Source organism: Streptomyces sp. NPDC013317 (genome assembly GCF_055563155.1).
Map to the genome: position 1 here is coordinate 502,707 of NZ_JBVHDX010000001.1, position 16,343 is coordinate 519,049.

At 72.5% G+C, this 16,343-nt stretch carries 12 protein-coding genes and 2 pseudogenes; 12 read left to right on the top strand and 2 right to left on the bottom strand.

The genetic code is table 11. The features are described 5' to 3' along the window. Positions 1-58: 58 nt before the first annotated feature. The 8 genes and pseudogenes from ACZ3IJ_RS02150 to ACZ3IJ_RS02185 all read left to right on the top strand — a co-directional run bounded on the left by ACZ3IJ_RS02150 (position 59) and on the right by ACZ3IJ_RS02185 (position 7,999). Positions 59-1,189, top strand: a complete 1,131-nt coding sequence (locus ACZ3IJ_RS02150) for a polyamine ABC transporter substrate-binding protein (protein WP_467465726.1) — start codon at positions 59-61, stop codon at positions 1,187-1,189. Positions 1,190-1,253: 64 nt separating this feature from the next. After that, positions 1,254-2,075 (top strand): ABC transporter permease, encoded by an 822-nt coding sequence (locus tag ACZ3IJ_RS02155; RefSeq protein WP_467465727.1) that lies wholly within the window; start codon positions 1,254-1,256, stop codon positions 2,073-2,075. Beyond that, complete coding sequence (locus tag ACZ3IJ_RS02160) at positions 2,072-2,908, top strand: ABC transporter permease (RefSeq protein WP_467465728.1); 837 nt, start codon at positions 2,072-2,074, stop codon at positions 2,906-2,908. Before ACZ3IJ_RS02155 ends, ACZ3IJ_RS02160 begins: the two co-directional genes overlap by 4 nt. Positions 2,909-2,913: 5 nt before the next feature. Beyond that, complete coding sequence (locus tag ACZ3IJ_RS02165; protein ID WP_467465729.1) at positions 2,914-4,068, top strand: ABC transporter ATP-binding protein; 1,155 nt, start codon at positions 2,914-2,916, stop codon at positions 4,066-4,068. Between the two features lie 26 nt (positions 4,069-4,094). Further along, positions 4,095-5,423, top strand: coding sequence for a flavin monoamine oxidase family protein (locus ACZ3IJ_RS02170; RefSeq protein WP_467465730.1), 1,329 nt, complete (start codon positions 4,095-4,097; stop codon positions 5,421-5,423). Then, positions 5,416-6,834 carry an aminobutyraldehyde dehydrogenase gene (locus ACZ3IJ_RS02175; protein ID WP_467465731.1) on the top strand — a complete coding sequence of 473 codons (1,419 nt, stop codon included), beginning with the start codon at positions 5,416-5,418 and terminating at the stop codon, positions 6,832-6,834. The genes ACZ3IJ_RS02170 and ACZ3IJ_RS02175 overlap by 8 nt, the downstream gene beginning before the upstream one ends. Positions 6,835-7,053: 219 nt before the next feature. After that, positions 7,054-7,383 (top strand): annotated as a pseudogene (locus ACZ3IJ_RS02180) (amino acid permease); the annotation flags it as partial. Between the two features lie 277 nt (positions 7,384-7,660). After that, positions 7,661-7,999, top strand: a complete 339-nt coding sequence (locus ACZ3IJ_RS02185) for a hypothetical protein (RefSeq protein ID WP_391796430.1) — start codon at positions 7,661-7,663, stop codon at positions 7,997-7,999. Between the two features lie 43 nt (positions 8,000-8,042). Here the strand turns inward: ACZ3IJ_RS02185 and ACZ3IJ_RS02190 are convergent, their stop codons facing one another. Further along, positions 8,043-9,356 (bottom strand): ROK family transcriptional regulator, encoded by a 1,314-nt coding sequence (locus tag ACZ3IJ_RS02190; protein ID WP_467465732.1) that lies wholly within the window; start codon positions 9,354-9,356, stop codon positions 8,043-8,045. Between the two features lie 189 nt (positions 9,357-9,545). Here ACZ3IJ_RS02190 and ACZ3IJ_RS02195 point away from each other — a divergent pair. Beyond that, a pseudogene (locus ACZ3IJ_RS02195) lies at positions 9,546-10,332 on the top strand (type 2 periplasmic-binding domain-containing protein); the annotation flags it as partial. Between the two features lie 429 nt (positions 10,333-10,761). Here ACZ3IJ_RS02195 and ACZ3IJ_RS02200 read toward each other — a convergent pair. Further along, complete coding sequence (locus tag ACZ3IJ_RS02200; protein WP_467465734.1) at positions 10,762-11,310, bottom strand: hypothetical protein; 549 nt, start codon at positions 11,308-11,310, stop codon at positions 10,762-10,764. Positions 11,311-11,434: 124 nt separating this feature from the next. On the opposite strand from ACZ3IJ_RS02200, the gene ACZ3IJ_RS02205 reads away from it, so the two are divergent. The 3 genes from ACZ3IJ_RS02205 (at position 11,435) to ACZ3IJ_RS02215 (ending at position 16,342) form a co-directional block, all read left to right on the top strand. Beyond that, positions 11,435-14,365, top strand: a complete 2,931-nt coding sequence (locus ACZ3IJ_RS02205) for an AfsR/SARP family transcriptional regulator (RefSeq protein WP_467465735.1) — start codon at positions 11,435-11,437, stop codon at positions 14,363-14,365. A gap of 139 nt (positions 14,366-14,504) precedes the next feature. Then, positions 14,505-15,365 (top strand): ABC transporter ATP-binding protein, encoded by an 861-nt coding sequence (locus ACZ3IJ_RS02210; protein ID WP_467465736.1) that lies wholly within the window; start codon positions 14,505-14,507, stop codon positions 15,363-15,365. Beyond that, entirely contained in the window at positions 15,362-16,342 is a 981-nt protein-coding gene (locus ACZ3IJ_RS02215; RefSeq protein WP_467465737.1) for an ABC transporter substrate-binding protein, read from the top strand. The genes ACZ3IJ_RS02210 and ACZ3IJ_RS02215 overlap by 4 nt, the downstream gene beginning before the upstream one ends. The last annotated feature ends 1 nt before the right edge of the window (position 16,343 follow it).

Below are 16,343 nucleotides of genomic sequence, written 5' to 3' on the forward strand. Positions count from 1 at the left end.
GAGCCCCGACGCCCCGCTCGTTCCCGCCGTCCCCCTGCGGCCCTACGGAGAGGACCCCATGTCCCCCGAGGCACTCCCCCCGACCCGTCGCTCCTTCCTCCGCGCCGGAACCGCCGCCGCTGTCGCCCTCACCGCTGCCGGCTGCGGCTTCAGCTCCGCCGACGACCCGGCCGGCAAGGAGCGCGCCGAGACCCCCGTCGACGCCAAGGTCGACGGCGATCTCGTCTACTTCAACTGGGCCGACTTCGTCGACCCCGCCGTCTTCGAAGGCTTCCAGAACGAATACGGAGTCAAGGTCGTCCAGTCGAACTACGACTCCATGGAAGGCATGGCGGCCAAGCTCAACGCAGGAAACCGCTACGACATCATCTTCCCCACCGCGAAGTGGGCCGAGCGCCTCGTCGCCGGCGGCCGGCTGCGCAGGATCGACCACTCCCGGCTCCGCAACGCCGAGGCCGTGTTCGGCGGTTACGACTACTTCGCCGACCCCTGGTACGACCCCCGCTCGGCGCACACGGTCCCCTTCACCATGTACAAGACCGGGATCGGCTGGCGCCGGGACCGGCTCGGCGACCTCACCGGTTCCTGGAACGACCTGTGGAACGACAAGGCCAAGGGAAAGGTCTTCGTCCTCGACGACCGCGACGAGGTGCTCGGCCTGGGCGCGCTCAAGCTCGGCCTGGACCTCACCACCGGAGACCGCGAGGACCTCGCCCGCGTCACCGACACCCTGCGCACGCTCCGCCCCCGCCTGCGCGGCTTCTCCAGCGACAGCTACAACAACCTGCTCAACGGCAACGCCGACATGACCCAGGCCTGGAGCGGCGACATGGCCGCCATGCTCGCCCAGGCCGAGGACCCGGACGTCTTCGGCTTCGAAGTCGCCCGCGAGGGCGCCCCGGTCAACTCCGACTGCTACGCCATACCCTCCGACGCCCGGCATCCAGGGACCGCGATGCTCTTCATCGACTACATGCTCCGGCCGGAGAACGTGAAGAAGAACATCGAGTACATCGGCTACCCGATGCCGGTCCGCGGCACCGAGGACACGTACGCCGCGCTCGTCGAACCGTTCCCCCAGTGCTCGGTGACCGCCGACGACCTCAAGGCCGACCTCTTCTTCCGTAACGGCGACACCCAGCAAGAACGGGCCCGCGACGCCGCCTGGACCGATGTGAAGGCCGGCTGACATGGCATCTGGCAAGCGATCCGGGGCGGCGGCCGGGAGGCAGCCCCGACTGTGGACCTGGCTCATGCTCCCCGGAACCCTCTGGATGACGGGCTTCCTCGTCGCCTCCCTCCTCCTGGTGGCCACGCTCTCGCTCGGCTCCACCGACCCGCTCGGCAACCCGCGCTTCGGGTTCGACCTCGGGAACATCACCGCACTGGCCGACCCGGCCTACAGCACGGTCCTGGTGCGCTCCCTCGGCTACGCGCTGATCACCTGTGTGATCTGCCTGGCCGTGGCCTACCCCGTCGCCTACGCCATCGCGCTGCGCGGGGGTCGCTTCAAGAACCTGCTGATCGCCGCGATCGTCGTGCCGTTCTTCGCCAACTACCTCGTGCGGATGTACGGCTGGTCCGTCGTCCTCTCCGACGACGGGCCGCTCCTGAAGGGCCTGCGTGCCATCGGTCTCGCCGACGACGGCACCAAGATCCTCCAGACCGGTGCGGGCGTCGTCGCCGGACTCGTCTACGGCTTCGTCGTCTTCATGATCATCCCGCTCTACGCGGCGATGGAGCGCATGGACACCTCGCTCATCGAGGCGGGCCGCGACCTCTACGGCGGCCCCCTGCGCACCTTCCTCTTCGTCACCGTCCCCGCCACCCGGCAGGGAGCGGCCGCCGGCTGCGTCCTCGTCTTCCTGCCCGCCATGGGGGACTTCGTCAGCGCCCAGCTCATGGGAGGTCCCGACCAGATCATGATCGGCAACCTGATCCAGGACAAGTTCTTCCAGGGCCAGAACTGGCCGCTCGGATCCGCCCTGACCATGCTCCTCATGGCGGTCCTGTTCCTCGGGATGCTCGGGTACCTGCGACGCACCCGCAAGGACGAGACGGAGGCCGTCCGATGAGCGCCCGGCAGCGCCGCCGCCGCGGCGCCGAACGGCGGCCCCGGTTCGCCGTCGCGGTCACCGCCGTCTTCTTCGCGCTCCTCTACCTCCCCGTCGGCGTCGTCGTCCTGTTCTCCTTCAACTCGCAGAAGTCCCTCACGGTCTTCGAGGACGTCAGCCTCCGCTGGTACGAGGCGTTCGTCCACGACGACGTGCTGCTCTCGTCGCTCGGCATGAGCCTGCGGGTCTCGCTGGTCGCCATGGCGGGATCGCTCGTCCTCGGCGTCGCCCTGGCCCTGGGCCTCGTGCGCGGCCGCAGCCGGCTCGGCTCCTTCGCCGGCCTGGTGATGCTCGTCCCGCTGATCACACCGGAGATCGTGACCGGTGTCGCGGCGATGCTCCTCTTCAAGGGCCTGGGCATCACCCTGTCCACGACGACCGTGATGCTCGCCGAGATCACCTTCTCCATCTCGTACGTGACGGTCATCCTCCGTTCCCGGATCGCCGCGCTCAATCCGGAGGTGGAGGAGGCGGCGACGGACCTCGGCGCCACCCGCCGGCAGGCCTTGCGCCTGGTCACCCTGCCCGCGCTGCTCCCGAGCATCCTCGCGTCGGCGGTGCTGATCTTCGCCCTGGTCTTCGACGACTTCGTCCTCGCCTACTTCACCACCGGCGTCGACCCGCAGCCCCTGTCCGTACGCATCTACTCGGCGATCCGGTTCGGCGTGCAGCCGACCATCAACGCCGTCGGCACGCTGATGCTGGCCGGGTCCATCGGCCTCATCGTCCTCGCACTCGCCATCCCGCGCCTGTTCGGGCGGCGCGGCGGCCTCGATCTGCTCTCCGGGAAGTGACACCGATGCACCCGACCTCCGCGAACCCGAACCCCGACGCCCCGACCTCCGCGCACTCCGACCCCGACGTCCCGGACCCCGACGTCCGGACCCCCGCCGTGCGGCTCGACCGCGTCAGCAAGCAGTACCCCTCCGGCGACGGCACGTACGCCGTACGCGACGTGGAACTCGACATCGCCCCGGGCGAGTTCTTCTCCCTCCTCGGCCCGTCCGGCTGCGGGAAGACCACCCTGCTGCGGATGATCGGAGGCTTCGCCGACCCCACCGAGGGCAGCGTCCTCCTCGACGGCCAGGACGTCACCGGGCTGCCGCCCGACAAGCGCAACGTCAACACGGTCTTCCAGAGCTACGCCCTCTTCGACCACCTCTCGCTCGCGGACAACGTGGCCTTCGGCCTCAAGCGCCGGGGCGTCGGCCGCGCCGAGATCCGGCACCGCGTCGCCGACATGCTCGACCTCGTCCAGCTCGGGCACCTGGCGGACCGCAAGCCGTCCACCCTCTCCGGCGGCCAGAAGCAGCGGGTCGCGCTCGCCCGTGCCCTGGTCAACCGGCCGCACGTACTCCTGCTCGACGAACCGCTGGCCGCACTCGACCTCAGACTCCGCCGCCACATGCAGGTCGAGCTCAAGCAGATCCAGCGGGAGGTCGGCATCACCTTCGTCTTCGTCACGCACGATCAGGACGAGGCGCTGAGCATGTCCGACCGCCTCGCCGTGATGAACGACGGGCGCGTCGAGCAGTGCGGCACCCCCGAGGACGTCTACGAGCGCCCCACGAGCAGCTTCACCGCCTCCTTCATGGGCACCTCCAACCTCGTCCCCGGCACCTACCGTTCCGGCCGCGTCGTCCTCGACGACGGGCCCGAACTCCCCGTCGGCGACCGGCCGGCCGTCGCCGACGGCAGCAGGGTCAACCTGTCGATCCGACCCGAGAAGATCTGGCTCTCCGACCTGGAACCCGACATGGCCCGCGTCAGCGGGGTCGTCCGGGAGACGGTCTACTGCGGCCCGACCACCACCTACCTGATCGAACTGGCTCCCGGCGTCACGGTGTCCGTGCTGGAGCAGAACACCGACCGCTCCCGCATGGAGGACCGCTGGAGCGGCGGCGAACACGTCGAGGTCGGCTGGAGGCCCGAGCACTGCCTCGTCCTGGACTGAAGCGGCACCGACCGAAGGAACACCCCATGAACCACGACGTCATCGTGCTCGGTGCCGGCCTGGCCGGCCTCACCGCCGCACGCGACCTCGCCGCCGGCGGAGCCGACGTCCTCGTCGTCGAGGCCCGCGAGCGGGTCGGCGGACGCGTCGAGCAGACCGAACTCCCCGACGGGCGGCTGGTCCAGCTCGGCGGAGAGGTCGTCGGCCGCGCCCACACCGCGTACACGACCCTGGCCGCCGAACTGGGCCTCACCCTGACCCCCAGCTACGTCGCCGAGCCCGGCGCCCTCGCACGCGCCACCCCCGAAGGCGTCTCCGCAGGCGACCCACCCCACTGGTTCGGCCCCGGCGACGACGCCTGCCACCGGAAGGTCACCGCCGCCTTCCGCGCCCTCGCCCGCACCGTTGCCCCGGACGACCCCTGGGCCCACCCCGAGGCCGTCGCCCTCGACCGGCTTTCCGTCGCCGACTGGCTGCGTGCCGAGGGAGCGACCCCGGCCGTGGTACGGCTGTGGGAGATCGGCCAACTCGCCCTCGCCGACGGTTCGTACGAGCGCACCTCACTCCTCGCCGCCCTGCGCAAGCACGCCGCCGTACCCGTCGCGGGGGAGGGCCCCGAGCACTACGACTACGAGGCCTGGGAGGGGCTGCGGGTGGCCGAGGGGTCCGCGACGGTGGCCCTGCGCATGGCCGCCGCCCTCGGCGGGCGGATCCGCACCGGCTCGCCCGTGGAGGCGGTCGCCGTACGAGGTTCCGGCCGCTGCTCCGTACGGCTGGCCGGGGGCGAGACCCTCACCGCCGGCGCCGTCGTCAGCGCCCTGCCCGTCGGCCCGCTCCGGTCGGTCGCCGTCACCGGCGTCTCCGAGGAGCGCCTCGCCTCCCTGCACCGCCAACGCCAGGCGCTCGCCGCCAAGTTCGTCGCCGCGTACGACCGGCCGTTCTGGCGGGACCTGGGCCGCAGCGGACTCTCCGAGTGCGAAGGCGTCCTCGGCAGCACCTGGCCGCAGAGCGAGGGCATCCTCTCCGCCCTCGTACCGCCCGAGAGGCTCGGCGTCCTGCTCGGCATGCCCACCGCACTGCGGACCGGCGAACTCCTCGCCGACATCGCCCGCCTCTACGGTGACGCGGCGCACCGGCCGCTCGCCGCCTTCGTGCGGATGTGGGGCACCGACCCGTGGACCCAGGGGTACGTCACCCAGTGGACCCCCGGCGACGTCACGGCCGTCGGCCCCCTCCACGGCACCCACGAACCCCGCTTCTACGTCTGCGGATCCGACCAGTGGGTCGCCGGCTACATGGAAGGCGCCGTCCGCACCGGACGCGACGCGGCCAGGGAGGCGCTGCGCCGTGGCTGAGACCGTACGGAACCACATCGCGGGCACGGACCGGCCCGCCGCCTCGGGCGCGACGATGGAGCTGGTCGACCCCGCCACCGGCCGCGTGCACCGCCACGCCCCGCGCTCGGGCCGCGCCGACACCGACGCCGCCTGCGCGGCCGCCGCCTCCGCGTACCGGCACTGGTCCACGACCACGCCCGTCGAGCGGCAGCGGGCCCTGCTCGGCCTCGCCGACGCCGTCGAGGAGCACGCGGACGCGTTCACGACGGCCGAGACCGGGGACACCGGCAAGCCTCCCCACCAGTTCAGGGCGGAGGAGCTCCCCGCGATCGTCGACACCCTCCGCTTCTTCGCCGGAGCCGCCCGGAACCTGCCCGGTGTCGCCGCCGCCGAGTACACCGAGGGCCGCACCTCGCTCCTGCGCCGGGAACCGGTCGGGGTCTGCGCCCAGATCACCCCGTGGAATTACCCGCTGATGATGGCCGTGTGGAAGATCGCCCCGGCGATCGCCGCAGGCAACACGACCGTGCTCAAGCCCGCCGACACCACCCCCTCGTCGTCCGCGCTGCTCGCCCGTCTCGCGGCGGAGCATCTGCCCCCGGGCGTGCTCAACGTGGTCTGCGGCGACCGCGACACCGGTCGCGCGCTCACGGCCCACCCCGACGTCGCCCTGATCGCCGTCACCGGCAGTGTCCGGGCGGGCCGGGAGATCGCGGCCGCCGCGGCCGCCGACCTCAAGCGGGTCCACTTGGAGCTCGGCGGCAACGCCCCGGTCCTCGTCCACGACGACGTGGACGTCGAGGCGACCGCCGCCACCCTCGCCGCCGTCGCCTACTACAACGCCGGCCAGGACTGCACCGCGCCCACCCGGATCCTGGTCCATCACCGGGTCCACGACGCGTTCCTCGCCGCCTTCGCGGCGGAGGCCCGCAAGCTGCGCACCGGCCCTCCGGAGGAGCCGGGGATCGACGTCGGTCCGCTCAACAGCGCCGCTCAACTCGCCTCGGTACAGGGGCTGCTGGAACGGCTTCCGGCGCACGCCGAGATCGTGACCGGTGGCGTCCGGCCGCCCCGGCCCGGCTTCTTCCACGAACCCACCGTCGTCGCCGGCGTGCGCCAGGAGGACGAGATCGTGCAGGAGGAGATCTTCGGGCCGGTCGTGACGGTGCAGCCGTTCGCGGACGAGGCGGAGGCGCTGCGCCTGGCCGACGACGTCCGGTTCGGGCTCGCGGCCAGTGTGTGGACGGCGAACCACGACCGCGCGATGCGCGCGACCCGCGCCCTGCACACCGGCATCGTCTGGGTGAACACCCATGGCACCACCGTCTCCGAGATGCCGCACGGAGGTGTCAAGCACTCGGGCCACGGCAGCGATCTCTCGATGTCGGGCCTGCTCGACTACACCCAGGTCAAGCACGTGATGCTGTGAGTCCCTCACCGTTCCCGCCCCGGCTCTGCCCGTCCGCTCCGGGTCGAGACGCGGTGCGTATCGGAGAAAAATGATCATTTCAGGCTGGATTTCCCTTCGATGGGCCGGCTCAGGGCGGGCGTCGCCCCCTCTCGAAGGGGAACGGGTGACGGACGAAGCGCGGCCCGCCGACACGGACGGCGAACCGGCGGTCACACTGACACTGCCCACCCTGACCGGGTCTTCTCCCTCCCGAGCCGTTTCGCCCAGGAGACGGGTGTCGCCGGGACGCTCATCGCTGGGCGGTCGCGGGCTTCGGGATGCTCATGCTCGCCTTCGTCTTCCAGACCCTGGCCGTGCGCAGACCGGACCTGGACGCCGGTGTGTACGCGTACGCGAAGCCGGGCTTCGGGGAGTACCTGGGCTTCTTCTCGGCGTTCGGCTCCTGGGCGAGCGCCTGCGTCGGCAACGTGACGTAGTGGGTGCTCATCATGTCGCCGATCGGCGCGATCGCTCCGGCGCTGGGCGACGGCGGCACCGCCCCTGGCCATCGTCCTGTCCTCGGGGCTGTAGGCGTTCTTCCTGCTGATCCGACGCGTCGTGAAGGCGGTGCCGAACTGGGGCGTGGTCGCGGCGGCGGCCACTGCATGACGTGCCCTCACGCCCGGGACGCCGTCACGTTCTACCACGCGCGGGCGGGGTCGGCGGTCCTGACGTCCGTCGGTTCATCTCTTGTGTGACGAGATGGAGTTGGGGACATTCGGGTGGAAGGCGGGGCGGACCGCAACTGCGCCGGGTGCTTTCGTAGTCGTCCTCCTCAGTTGCACCACGAACTGAGGAGGCACTCATGACCGGGTTTCAGGGTTTCGCCACTGGCACCGCTGAGCTGCTGGATCTCGACCCGTACCGTTTCCCCGCCATGCTCATGGCCGACGAGCCCGAGGCGACGTCCATGACCCGCGGGGTCATGGAGTTCGGCGACTACGTCCTGCCCGCCCCGGCGCCGGAGAGCCGTCTGTCCTTCCCGCTGGCGCCCGCCGACCGCCGCCGGCTCGACCTGCACGCCGCGCTCACCACGGCGGGCATCGCGCCCCTCCCCGGCGACCTCGGCGCCATCGAGGCGCTGTGCGGGCTCGACGACACCATCCACGACGCGCTGCTGCGCTGGATCACGCCGGAGCGCTGACCGGCCCCAGGGGGTGCCTCGTGGATCAGACCTCCGGCACCCCCTAGGACGTCGCGCGGTGCCGGAGGGCGGGTTCCCAGGCGGGGACCGGCTCCTCCGGCGGGGCCTCGCTGTGGCGGCCGCCCCGGGCGAAGAACGCCTCGAGAGGCAGGATCGCGGCCCCCACCGTGACGGCGTCCGGGCCGAGCGTGCCCAGCTCGATCCGGGTCCGGCTGGCCGGGTAGCGCAGGGCGAAGGCCGCGGCGTGGGGCTTGACCGTCTCCAGGAAGCGGGAGCCGAGCTGGAGGCCGGCCCAGCCGCCGACGAGGATGCGCTCGGGCTGGAAGAGGTTGATCAGGTCGGCGAAGCCCGCGCCCAGGTACTCCGCGGTCTCCTCCAGAACGGCGAGCGCCGTCGCGTCGGGCTTCCGCTCCGCTCCGTGCGGCGGGTAGGCGGCCGCGATCATCGACGTCAGCGCGGTCTCCTCGTCCGCCCCCGCGGGCGGCTGCCCGCCCGCCTCCCGCCAGCGGTCGAGGAGCGCCTCGGCACCCGCGTACGCCTCCAGGCAGCCTTGGGAGCCGCAGCGGCAACGGCGCCCGCGCACCCGGACCGTGAGGTGGCCCCACTCGATCGCCCGGCCGGTGCCCATCCCCTCGCCGATCACGCACGCGCCGACACCGGAGCCGAAGAGGACGACCACGGCGCTCGCGGTGCCGCGCCCGGCCCCGAACCACATCTCGGCCTGGCCGAGTGTCTTGGAGCCGTTGTCGATGTAGTACGGCACGCTCGCGGGCACCGCGTCGGTCTCCCGGAGCAGCCGCTCCAGGGGCACGGCGTCCCAGCCGACGGTCTGGCCGTGGACGACGGCGCCGTCCTCGGGCGTATGCGCGACGATGCCCGGGACGCCGATGCCGACGCCGAGCAGCCGCTCCGGCGGCACGTCCGCCGCGCGCAGCACCGTGGCGATGCCGTCGCGCACGTGGCCGACCACGACGTCGACGTCGTAGCCGCCGTGCGGGCCGGTGTCGTCGGGCGACAGCGGACGCTCCACGCGTGCCAGCTCGGTCAGGGCGAGATCGAAGAGCTCGACCCTGATGCGGGTCTCGCCGACGTCGATACCGATCATGCAGCCGCTGGCCGGGCTGACGCGCAGCAGGGTGCGGGGCCGGCCCCCGGCGGAGTCGACACTGCCGGCCTCCTCCACCAGGCCCTCGGCCAGGAGTTCACCGACCACGTTGCTGACGGAACCGGAACTCAGCCCGGTGGCCGGGCCGAGCGTCAGACGGCTCTGCGGCCCGTCGAAATACAATCGTTGCAGAACCGCGGTGCGGTTCTCCCGCCGCAGGTCACGCACCGTACGACTGCTCTTCGCTCGCACCCTGCCCCCTGTTCGTGAAGTCTCTCCTCGCAAGATACCCCTGCCGGGGCCCTTGACGCGCTCTTCTCTCGGTATTTAACTCACATCCTAAAATAAGCAGGGGGTCGTCCGGTGCCGTTCACCCCCTCCTCCTCCCCACCGCCGCCGCCTGCGGAGGCGGCGCAACCGACGGTTCGGGCTCCACCTCCCAGCCGCATCCTCACCGCGACCACCTCCGACCACTCCGGCCAGAGCCCCGTCCCCAACATGGGCAACACCTGGAGCGCCACCCTGCCGTCCACCGGCGCCCTGCCGGCCTGGGACGCCGCGAACCTGGAGAAGATCGGCGGCAAGGATGTTCAAGGACGCCGGCGTCGACAAGCCCCCGGGCGCCTGGGACGAACTGGTCGCCACCGACAAGCGCCTGAGCAGGACGGCAAGTGGGCCATCGGTGTCGAGGGCGCCAACCTCTCGAACAACATCCACCAGGTCTTCGTCCTCGGCAAGCAGCACGGCGCCGACTTCGTCACCGCCGACGGCAAGGCCGACTTCACCTCCTACGGAGCCGTCGCCGCGGTCAAGCAGTACGTCGACCTGATGGCCGCGTCCAGGATCGTCGCTCCCGGCGACGCGGAGTACGCCCAGAACCCGTGCTTGAGCGACTTCGCCAAGGACGGGACGGCGAGGGTCCTCTGGGAGATCCCCTCGCAGGCGTTCGCCTCGCAGGGGATGAGGGAGGACGAGTGCGGCGTCGCCCCCGCGCCCCGCCGGTCAAGACCGCTCAGCAGGACCCCGCCTTCTCCGCGCCGTCGCTCACCGTCATACGCGACACGCTCGCCACCAGCGCCTCCGCCCTGCCGCTGGTCCCGAGGAGTCCCCGTTCGAGACCGCGGTCGGCACCGCGGTCAAGGAGCTGTTCGCCGACGCCGCGGGCGGCCGCCCCGTCACCGACGCGTCCGTGAAGGACGCGCTCGAAAAGGCACAGCAGCAGATGCCGAGAAGTAGGCACGGGACCCGTCATGACCTCTACCGTCACGCCCTCGGCGGCACGGGCGGTGCGGAAGGCCCCGCCCGGAGAGGCAGGCTCCCCGCGCCGCCGCTCAGGGCGGCTGCGCCGCATCGGGCTGCCGTGCCTGCTGCTCCTGCCCCGCCCTGGCCCTCGAACTCCTCGTCCACCGCGTGCCGATGGCGATCGGCATGGCCATGAGCTGACATCGGAGCGCCCACGGCCGGCAGCGACACCATCCCCTCGACCGTCGTCTTCTTCCCCTGACCCAGTCTCCACCCTCCCGGGCGGGGGGGGGCCCCCCCCCCGCCCCCCCCCCCCCCCGCCCCCCCCCCCCCCCCGGCGGGGGCCCCCCCCCCCCGGCGCACCCCGGCCCTCCGGCCCCCCGTCCCCCGTTCGGGGGGCCGATCCGGGACGCCCTCAGACCGCGGAGCGTTCGCCCGTCGGCTCGACGATCACGATCCGGACATGCGACGGGGCGTAGCCGCGCGCCTTGCGGACCAGCTTGGGCAGGCTGAACTTGGCCCGCTGTACGGCGACATGGATGGGCGCGGGCATCGCCGGGTTCGGCGGCGGAACGACGGCGCCGGGCGGCAGGGCGGCGCCGGGGCGGAGCCGGACACCGATCAGGGCGTGCGGATCGTCCGGTGGGGTCGCCACGGCGAACTGCGCGACGTCGGTCCACGGCAGCAGCACGTTGCCGACACGCACACCCGCCGCGTCGAACTGGAAGGCCGTGCGCCGCTGTTCGAACCAGGAGATGATGAACGGCAGGGCCGCGACGATCACCACGCCGCCCGCCATCTCCAGGGCCCAGCCGAGCAGTAGGGCGAGCGCCACGACCCCGATGATCGCCCCCCACAGGCCCGCCAGGTCGGCGGGGGAGAACGGGCGGGTGACCCGGAAGCGCTCCCATCGCGCACCACGGCGGGTGGGCGGGGTCCCGGTCGGGCGATCGACGTTCGACATGGTGGCTGGTCCTCTCTCGCTGACGTGGCCGACCCTCTCGCGAGACGCTGGAAAGGCGATGAAATCCTGCTGATGCGAGCCGGACGGTCACGCGAGCGGGCGACGACGGGGGAGGCCAGGGGGCATGGGGGATTCGGGGATGGACGGGGATCCGGCGGCACGGCTGCGGATCGACCTGCTGGGACCGGTCGGCGTCCGCCGGGGCGAGGCGCGGCTCGACATCGGTCCCGTACGGAGGCAGGCGGTCCTCGCCGCGCTGGCCTTACGGGACGGGACCCTGATCACGCGTCAGCAGCTGCTCGACGACGTGTGGGGAACGGAGCCCCCGGGGACGGGCCACCGGGTCCTGCCGAGCTACGTCTACCCCCTGCGGAAGGCGCTGGACGCACCCGGCACCGCGACCGCACGGTCCGTGATCCGGGGTGAGCGCGGGGGCTACCGCTTCGTCGCCGGCGCGGCGAGCACCGACGTGGCCGAGCTGACCGAGCGGGCGGCCGGGAGCCGGCGCGCCAAGGCCGCGGGCAGCCTCGACGGCGCACTGGAGCTCTGCACGCGGGCCCTGGACCTCTTCCGCGGCGAACCGCTGGCCGGGCTGCCGGGACCCTTCGCCGAGGCGGAGCGCCAGCGCCTCGCCCAGCACCGGCGCGCGCTGCGGCACGAGCGCGCGGAACTCCTGGTCCTCCTCGGCCGCTTCGCCGACACCCTGGACGGCCTCGCGGCCGCGGCCGTCTCCCAGCCGTACGACGAGGCCCTCGCCGCCCTGCGGATGCGGGCGCTGTACGGCAGCGGCCGGCAGGCGGAAGCCCTCGCCCTCTACCGGGAGATGCGCGACCGGCTCCTCGAAGAGCTGGGCCTGGAACCCGGCGACGAGCTCCGGCGGATCCACCAGGGCGTCCTGCGCCGGGACGATGCCCTGCTGCTCGGCGACGGCGCCGAGGGCGCGCCCCCGGCCCGGTCCGCCGCCGCGCGCCCGCGCAGGCCCCGCGTCGACCTGCCGGGCGACACCGCGTGCCTCGTCGGCCGCGAGGCCGAACTCGCCCTGCTCACGGCCCCGGTGCCGGACGCAGCCGTGTCCGTCGCGGCCGTGGACGGGACGGCGGGGGTCGGCAAGACCGCGCTGGTGGTCCGCGCGGGCTGGACGCTCCACGCCCGGTACCCGGACGGCTGCCTCTTCGTGGACCTGCGCACGCACGACGGGGCCCACGAGAGCGTCGGCCCGCGCCGTGCCCTGCGCCGGTTGCTGCGCGCCGTCGGGAGCGACGCCGACGGCCTTCCGGACGACCTGGACGAACTGGTCGGGGCCTGGCGCGCGGCGACGAGCGCGCTGCGGCTGCTCCTGGTCGTCGACGACGCCCGCAGCGCGGAGCAGGTGCGCCCGCTGCTGCCGGCCGGACCCGGCAGCCGGGTCCTGGTCGCCGGGCGCGGTCGCCTGCCCGACCTCGACGCCGACCTGCGCCTCACCGTCGAGCCGCTCGGCACGGCAGCGGCGGTCGAACTGCTCCGGCGGCTCCTCGGCGAGGAACGCGCGGACAGCGAACCGCAGGCCGCGCGCGAACTCGCCCGGCGCTGCGGCGGACTGCCGCTGGCACTGCGCATCACCGGCGCGCGGCTGCAGCACCGCCCCTCCTGGACGATGGCCCACCTGGCGGGCCGGATGCCGGACGACGAGCACGGCCTCGACGAGCTGAGGGCGGGGGACCGCAGCGTGGAGGCGGCGTTCCGGCTCTCGTACGACCAGCTCACGCCCGAACTGCGGCGCGCCTTCCGCACGGTGGGGGCCGCCCCGACCCCTGTCTTCGACGGCCTCACGCCTGCCGTGATGCTGGGCTGCACCCGCGAGGCGGCCGAGGACCTCATGGAGCGGCTCGTCGACGCGAGCCTGCTCCAGCAGCCGCGCCCCGGCCGCTACCGGCCGCACGACCTCGTCAGGGCCCATGCGCGGCGGCTCGCCGAGGCGGCACCCGAGGAGGCCGCCGCCGACCGCGCGGCGGTCCTGCGGCTCTACGTCGCCGCGGGCCGCGGTGCCGGAGACTGGGGCCCCGGCGGCTTCCCGACCGGCCCCGCCGGCCTGGGCTCGCCCTTCGGCGACTGGAGGGCCGCGGCCGCCTGGCTGGAGGCCGCCGGCGGTGAGCTGGTGGACGTCGTGGCCTACGCGGTGGCCGCCGGTGAGTACGACCACGCCTGCTGGATCGCCGAGAGCCTGGTCGACCCCCTGGTCCGCCAGGGCCGTTCTCACGAGTCCCGCGCCGCGCTCGAACTCGTCCTGCCGTACGCGGAGATGAGCACCGACCGGCGGATGCCCGCCTCCCTGCGCAACTGTCTGGGCGTCACCGACATCTACGGAGGGAGGCTGCGGCAGGCGCGCGCCTGGTTCGCGGACGCGCTGCGCCGTGCCGAGAGCCAGGGTGACCCTCTCGACCGGGCGCGGGCGGTCGCCGGCCTCGGAATCGTGGAGTGGCCCCTCGGCGACACCGAGGAGGCCGTCGCCCGGCTGAACGAGGCGGCGGAGCTGGCGACCGGGCTCGACGACACCTGGCTGGCCGGGATGGTGATCTGCAATCTGGGCGGGATCCACGGCCGGCAGGGGCGTCATGAGCTGGCGTTCGAGCACTACGACACCGCCCTCGCCTTCGCGGAGAAGAACGGCCGCCCCGGACTGATCGCCCGCTTCCTCTGCTTCGCGGCCGACGCCCAGCTGGCCCTCGGCCGCCACACCGAAGCGGCGCGACTGGTGGGCCGGGCAGCCGAACTGGCCCGTGAGGCGGGCGAGGAGGAGCTGCGCACGGTCACCCTCTCCCGCCTCGGAACGGTGGAACACGGCAGGGGCTGTCTGGACCGGGCCGTCGACCTCCACCGGGAGGCGCTGTCCACGCTCACCGAGCGCACCAGTACGTGGCTGGAGATGGATGTCCGTATCCGGCTGGGCCAGAGCTACGCCGCGGCAGGCCGTCGGGCCGAGGCCCGGCAGCAGTTCCGGGAGGCCCTCGCCCTCCCCGGGGCCGACGCCCACGTCCCCGCGTACGACACGGCGCTCGATGGTCTGAACGCCTGCTGAGCACCCGTCGGCCGATCCGGAGCAGCCGGAACCGACCGAACGTCATCTGACCGGATATAACCGAATTTGCCCGGCTTGTCCGGTCCAGCTTCGGGCACCCGGTATTCAGAGTTAATTAGGTTAGGCTAACCTGCATGGCGTGAGAGTTGGTGAAGAAAGCCCGCAGGCCACGGCCGTGCGCGGTCACGCCCTGTCGGCCCGAGAGGTCACCGTCGCCTACGACGGTGTCGACGTCGTGCACGACGCGTCCGTGACGTTGCGACCCGGCGAAGTGACCGTGCTCGTCGGGCCGAACGGAAGCGGGAAGTCGACGCTCCTGCGGACGATCGCCCGTCTGCAACGGCCCCGCAGCGCCACGCTGACCATCGACGCCGAGACGGACGGCCTCGCCCTGACGCCCCGCGAGTTCTCCCGGCACGTGGCCCTGCTGACGCAGGGTCGCCCCACGCCGAGCGGCCTGACGGTACGGGACGTCGTCGAGTTCGGCCGGTACCCGTACCGCGGCCGCTGGGGCAAGGCGGACCCGGGCGGCAGGCTGGCGGTGGACCGCGCGCTCGGCATGACGGGCGTCGAGGAGTTCGCCGACCGCGGCGCCGAGTTCCTCTCCGGAGGGCAGCTCCAGCGGGTCTGGCTCGCGGGCTGCCTCGCCCAGGAGACCGGTGTGCTGCTCCTCGACGAGCCGACGACCTATCTCGACCTGCGGTACCAGATCGAACTCCTCGACCTGATCCGCGACCTGGCCGACGACCACGGCATCGCCGTCGGCGTCGTCCTGCACGACCTCGACCAGGCCGCGGCCGTCGCCGACCGGATCGTCCTGCTCCGCGCGGGACGGATCATCGCCGAGGGCCGCCCCGAAGACGTCCTGACCGCACCGCGGCTGACGGACACGTACGGCATCCGCATCGAGGTCGACACCGACCCCACGACAGGCCGGCTGCGCACCCGCGCCATCGGCCGCCACCACACGCGAAGCGAAAGGCTCGGCACCACCTCATGAGACGCCTCCTCCTCACCGCCGCGGTCGCCACCACGGCGGCCCTCACCCTGACCGCCTGCGGGACCACCGAGCCCGCCGAGGACGACGCGAAGAAGTCCGCGGAGCCCATCACCCTCACCGACTCCACCGGCGTGAAGGTGACCCTCGACGGACCCGCCAAGAAGGTCGTCGGCACCGAGTGGAACGTCGTCGAGACCCTGATCTCCCTCGGCGTCGACCCCGTCGGCGTCGCCGACGTCAAGGGCTACAAGACGTGGGACACCGCCGTCCCGCTGAAGAACGACGCCAAGGACATCGGCACGCGCGGCGAGCCGAGCGTGGAGACCGTCGCCGGTCTGAAGCCCGACCTCGTCGTCGCCACCAACGACCTGCCCCCGGCCGCCGTGAAGCAGCTGCGGAAGATCGCCCCGGTCCTGGAGCTCAAGGCCGCCGACGCCGCCGACCCGATCGGCCGGATGACGAAGAACCTCGACCTCATCGCCCAGGCCACCGGCACCACCGAGAAGGCCGGCAAGCTCAAGACGGAGTTCGAGGCGAAGCTCGCCGAGGGCAAGAAGGCCCTGGCCGACGCAGGCCTGGCCGGCAAGCCGTACGCCTTCGCCGACGGCTACGTCGTCTCCAACCAGGTCTCGATCCGCCCCTTCACCGGCGGCTCCCTCATCGGCGCCGTCAACGAGAAGCTCGGTCTGAAGAACGCCTGGACGGTCGAGGGCGACCCGGCCTACGGCCTCGGCACCACCGACGTCGAGGGCCTCACCAAGCTCGGTGAGGGCACGCACTTCGCGTACATCAGCAACAACGGCGACCCGAGCAGCACCCCGTTCGACGGCGTCCTGAAGAAGGACAAGGTGTGGACCTCGCTGTCGTTCGTGAAGAAGGGCGACACCCACCGGCTGCCCGACGGCATCTGGATGTTCGGCGGGACCGAGTCGATGAACCAGTACGTCGACTCCGTCGTCAAGGCGCTGACGAAGTAAC

Coding starts and splice junctions, on each gene's coding strand:
- ACZ3IJ_RS02150 (WP_467465726.1), top strand. CDS start 59: ATGTCCCCCGAGGCACTCCCCCCGACCCGTCGCTCCTTCCTCCGCGCC.
- ACZ3IJ_RS02155 (WP_467465727.1), top strand. CDS start 1,254: ATGCTCCCCGGAACCCTCTGGATGACGGGCTTCCTCGTCGCCTCCCTC.
- ACZ3IJ_RS02160 (WP_467465728.1), top strand. CDS start 2,072: ATGAGCGCCCGGCAGCGCCGCCGCCGCGGCGCCGAACGGCGGCCCCGG.
- ACZ3IJ_RS02165 (WP_467465729.1), top strand. CDS start 2,914: ATGCACCCGACCTCCGCGAACCCGAACCCCGACGCCCCGACCTCCGCG.
- ACZ3IJ_RS02170 (WP_467465730.1), top strand. CDS start 4,095: ATGAACCACGACGTCATCGTGCTCGGTGCCGGCCTGGCCGGCCTCACC.
- ACZ3IJ_RS02185 (WP_391796430.1), top strand. CDS start 7,661: ATGACCGGGTTTCAGGGTTTCGCCACTGGCACCGCTGAGCTGCTGGAT.
- ACZ3IJ_RS02200 (WP_467465734.1), bottom strand. CDS start 11,310: ATGTCGAACGTCGATCGCCCGACCGGGACCCCGCCCACCCGCCGTGGT.
- ACZ3IJ_RS02205 (WP_467465735.1), top strand. CDS start 11,435: ATGGGGGATTCGGGGATGGACGGGGATCCGGCGGCACGGCTGCGGATC.
- ACZ3IJ_RS02215 (WP_467465737.1), top strand. CDS start 15,362: ATGAGACGCCTCCTCCTCACCGCCGCGGTCGCCACCACGGCGGCCCTC.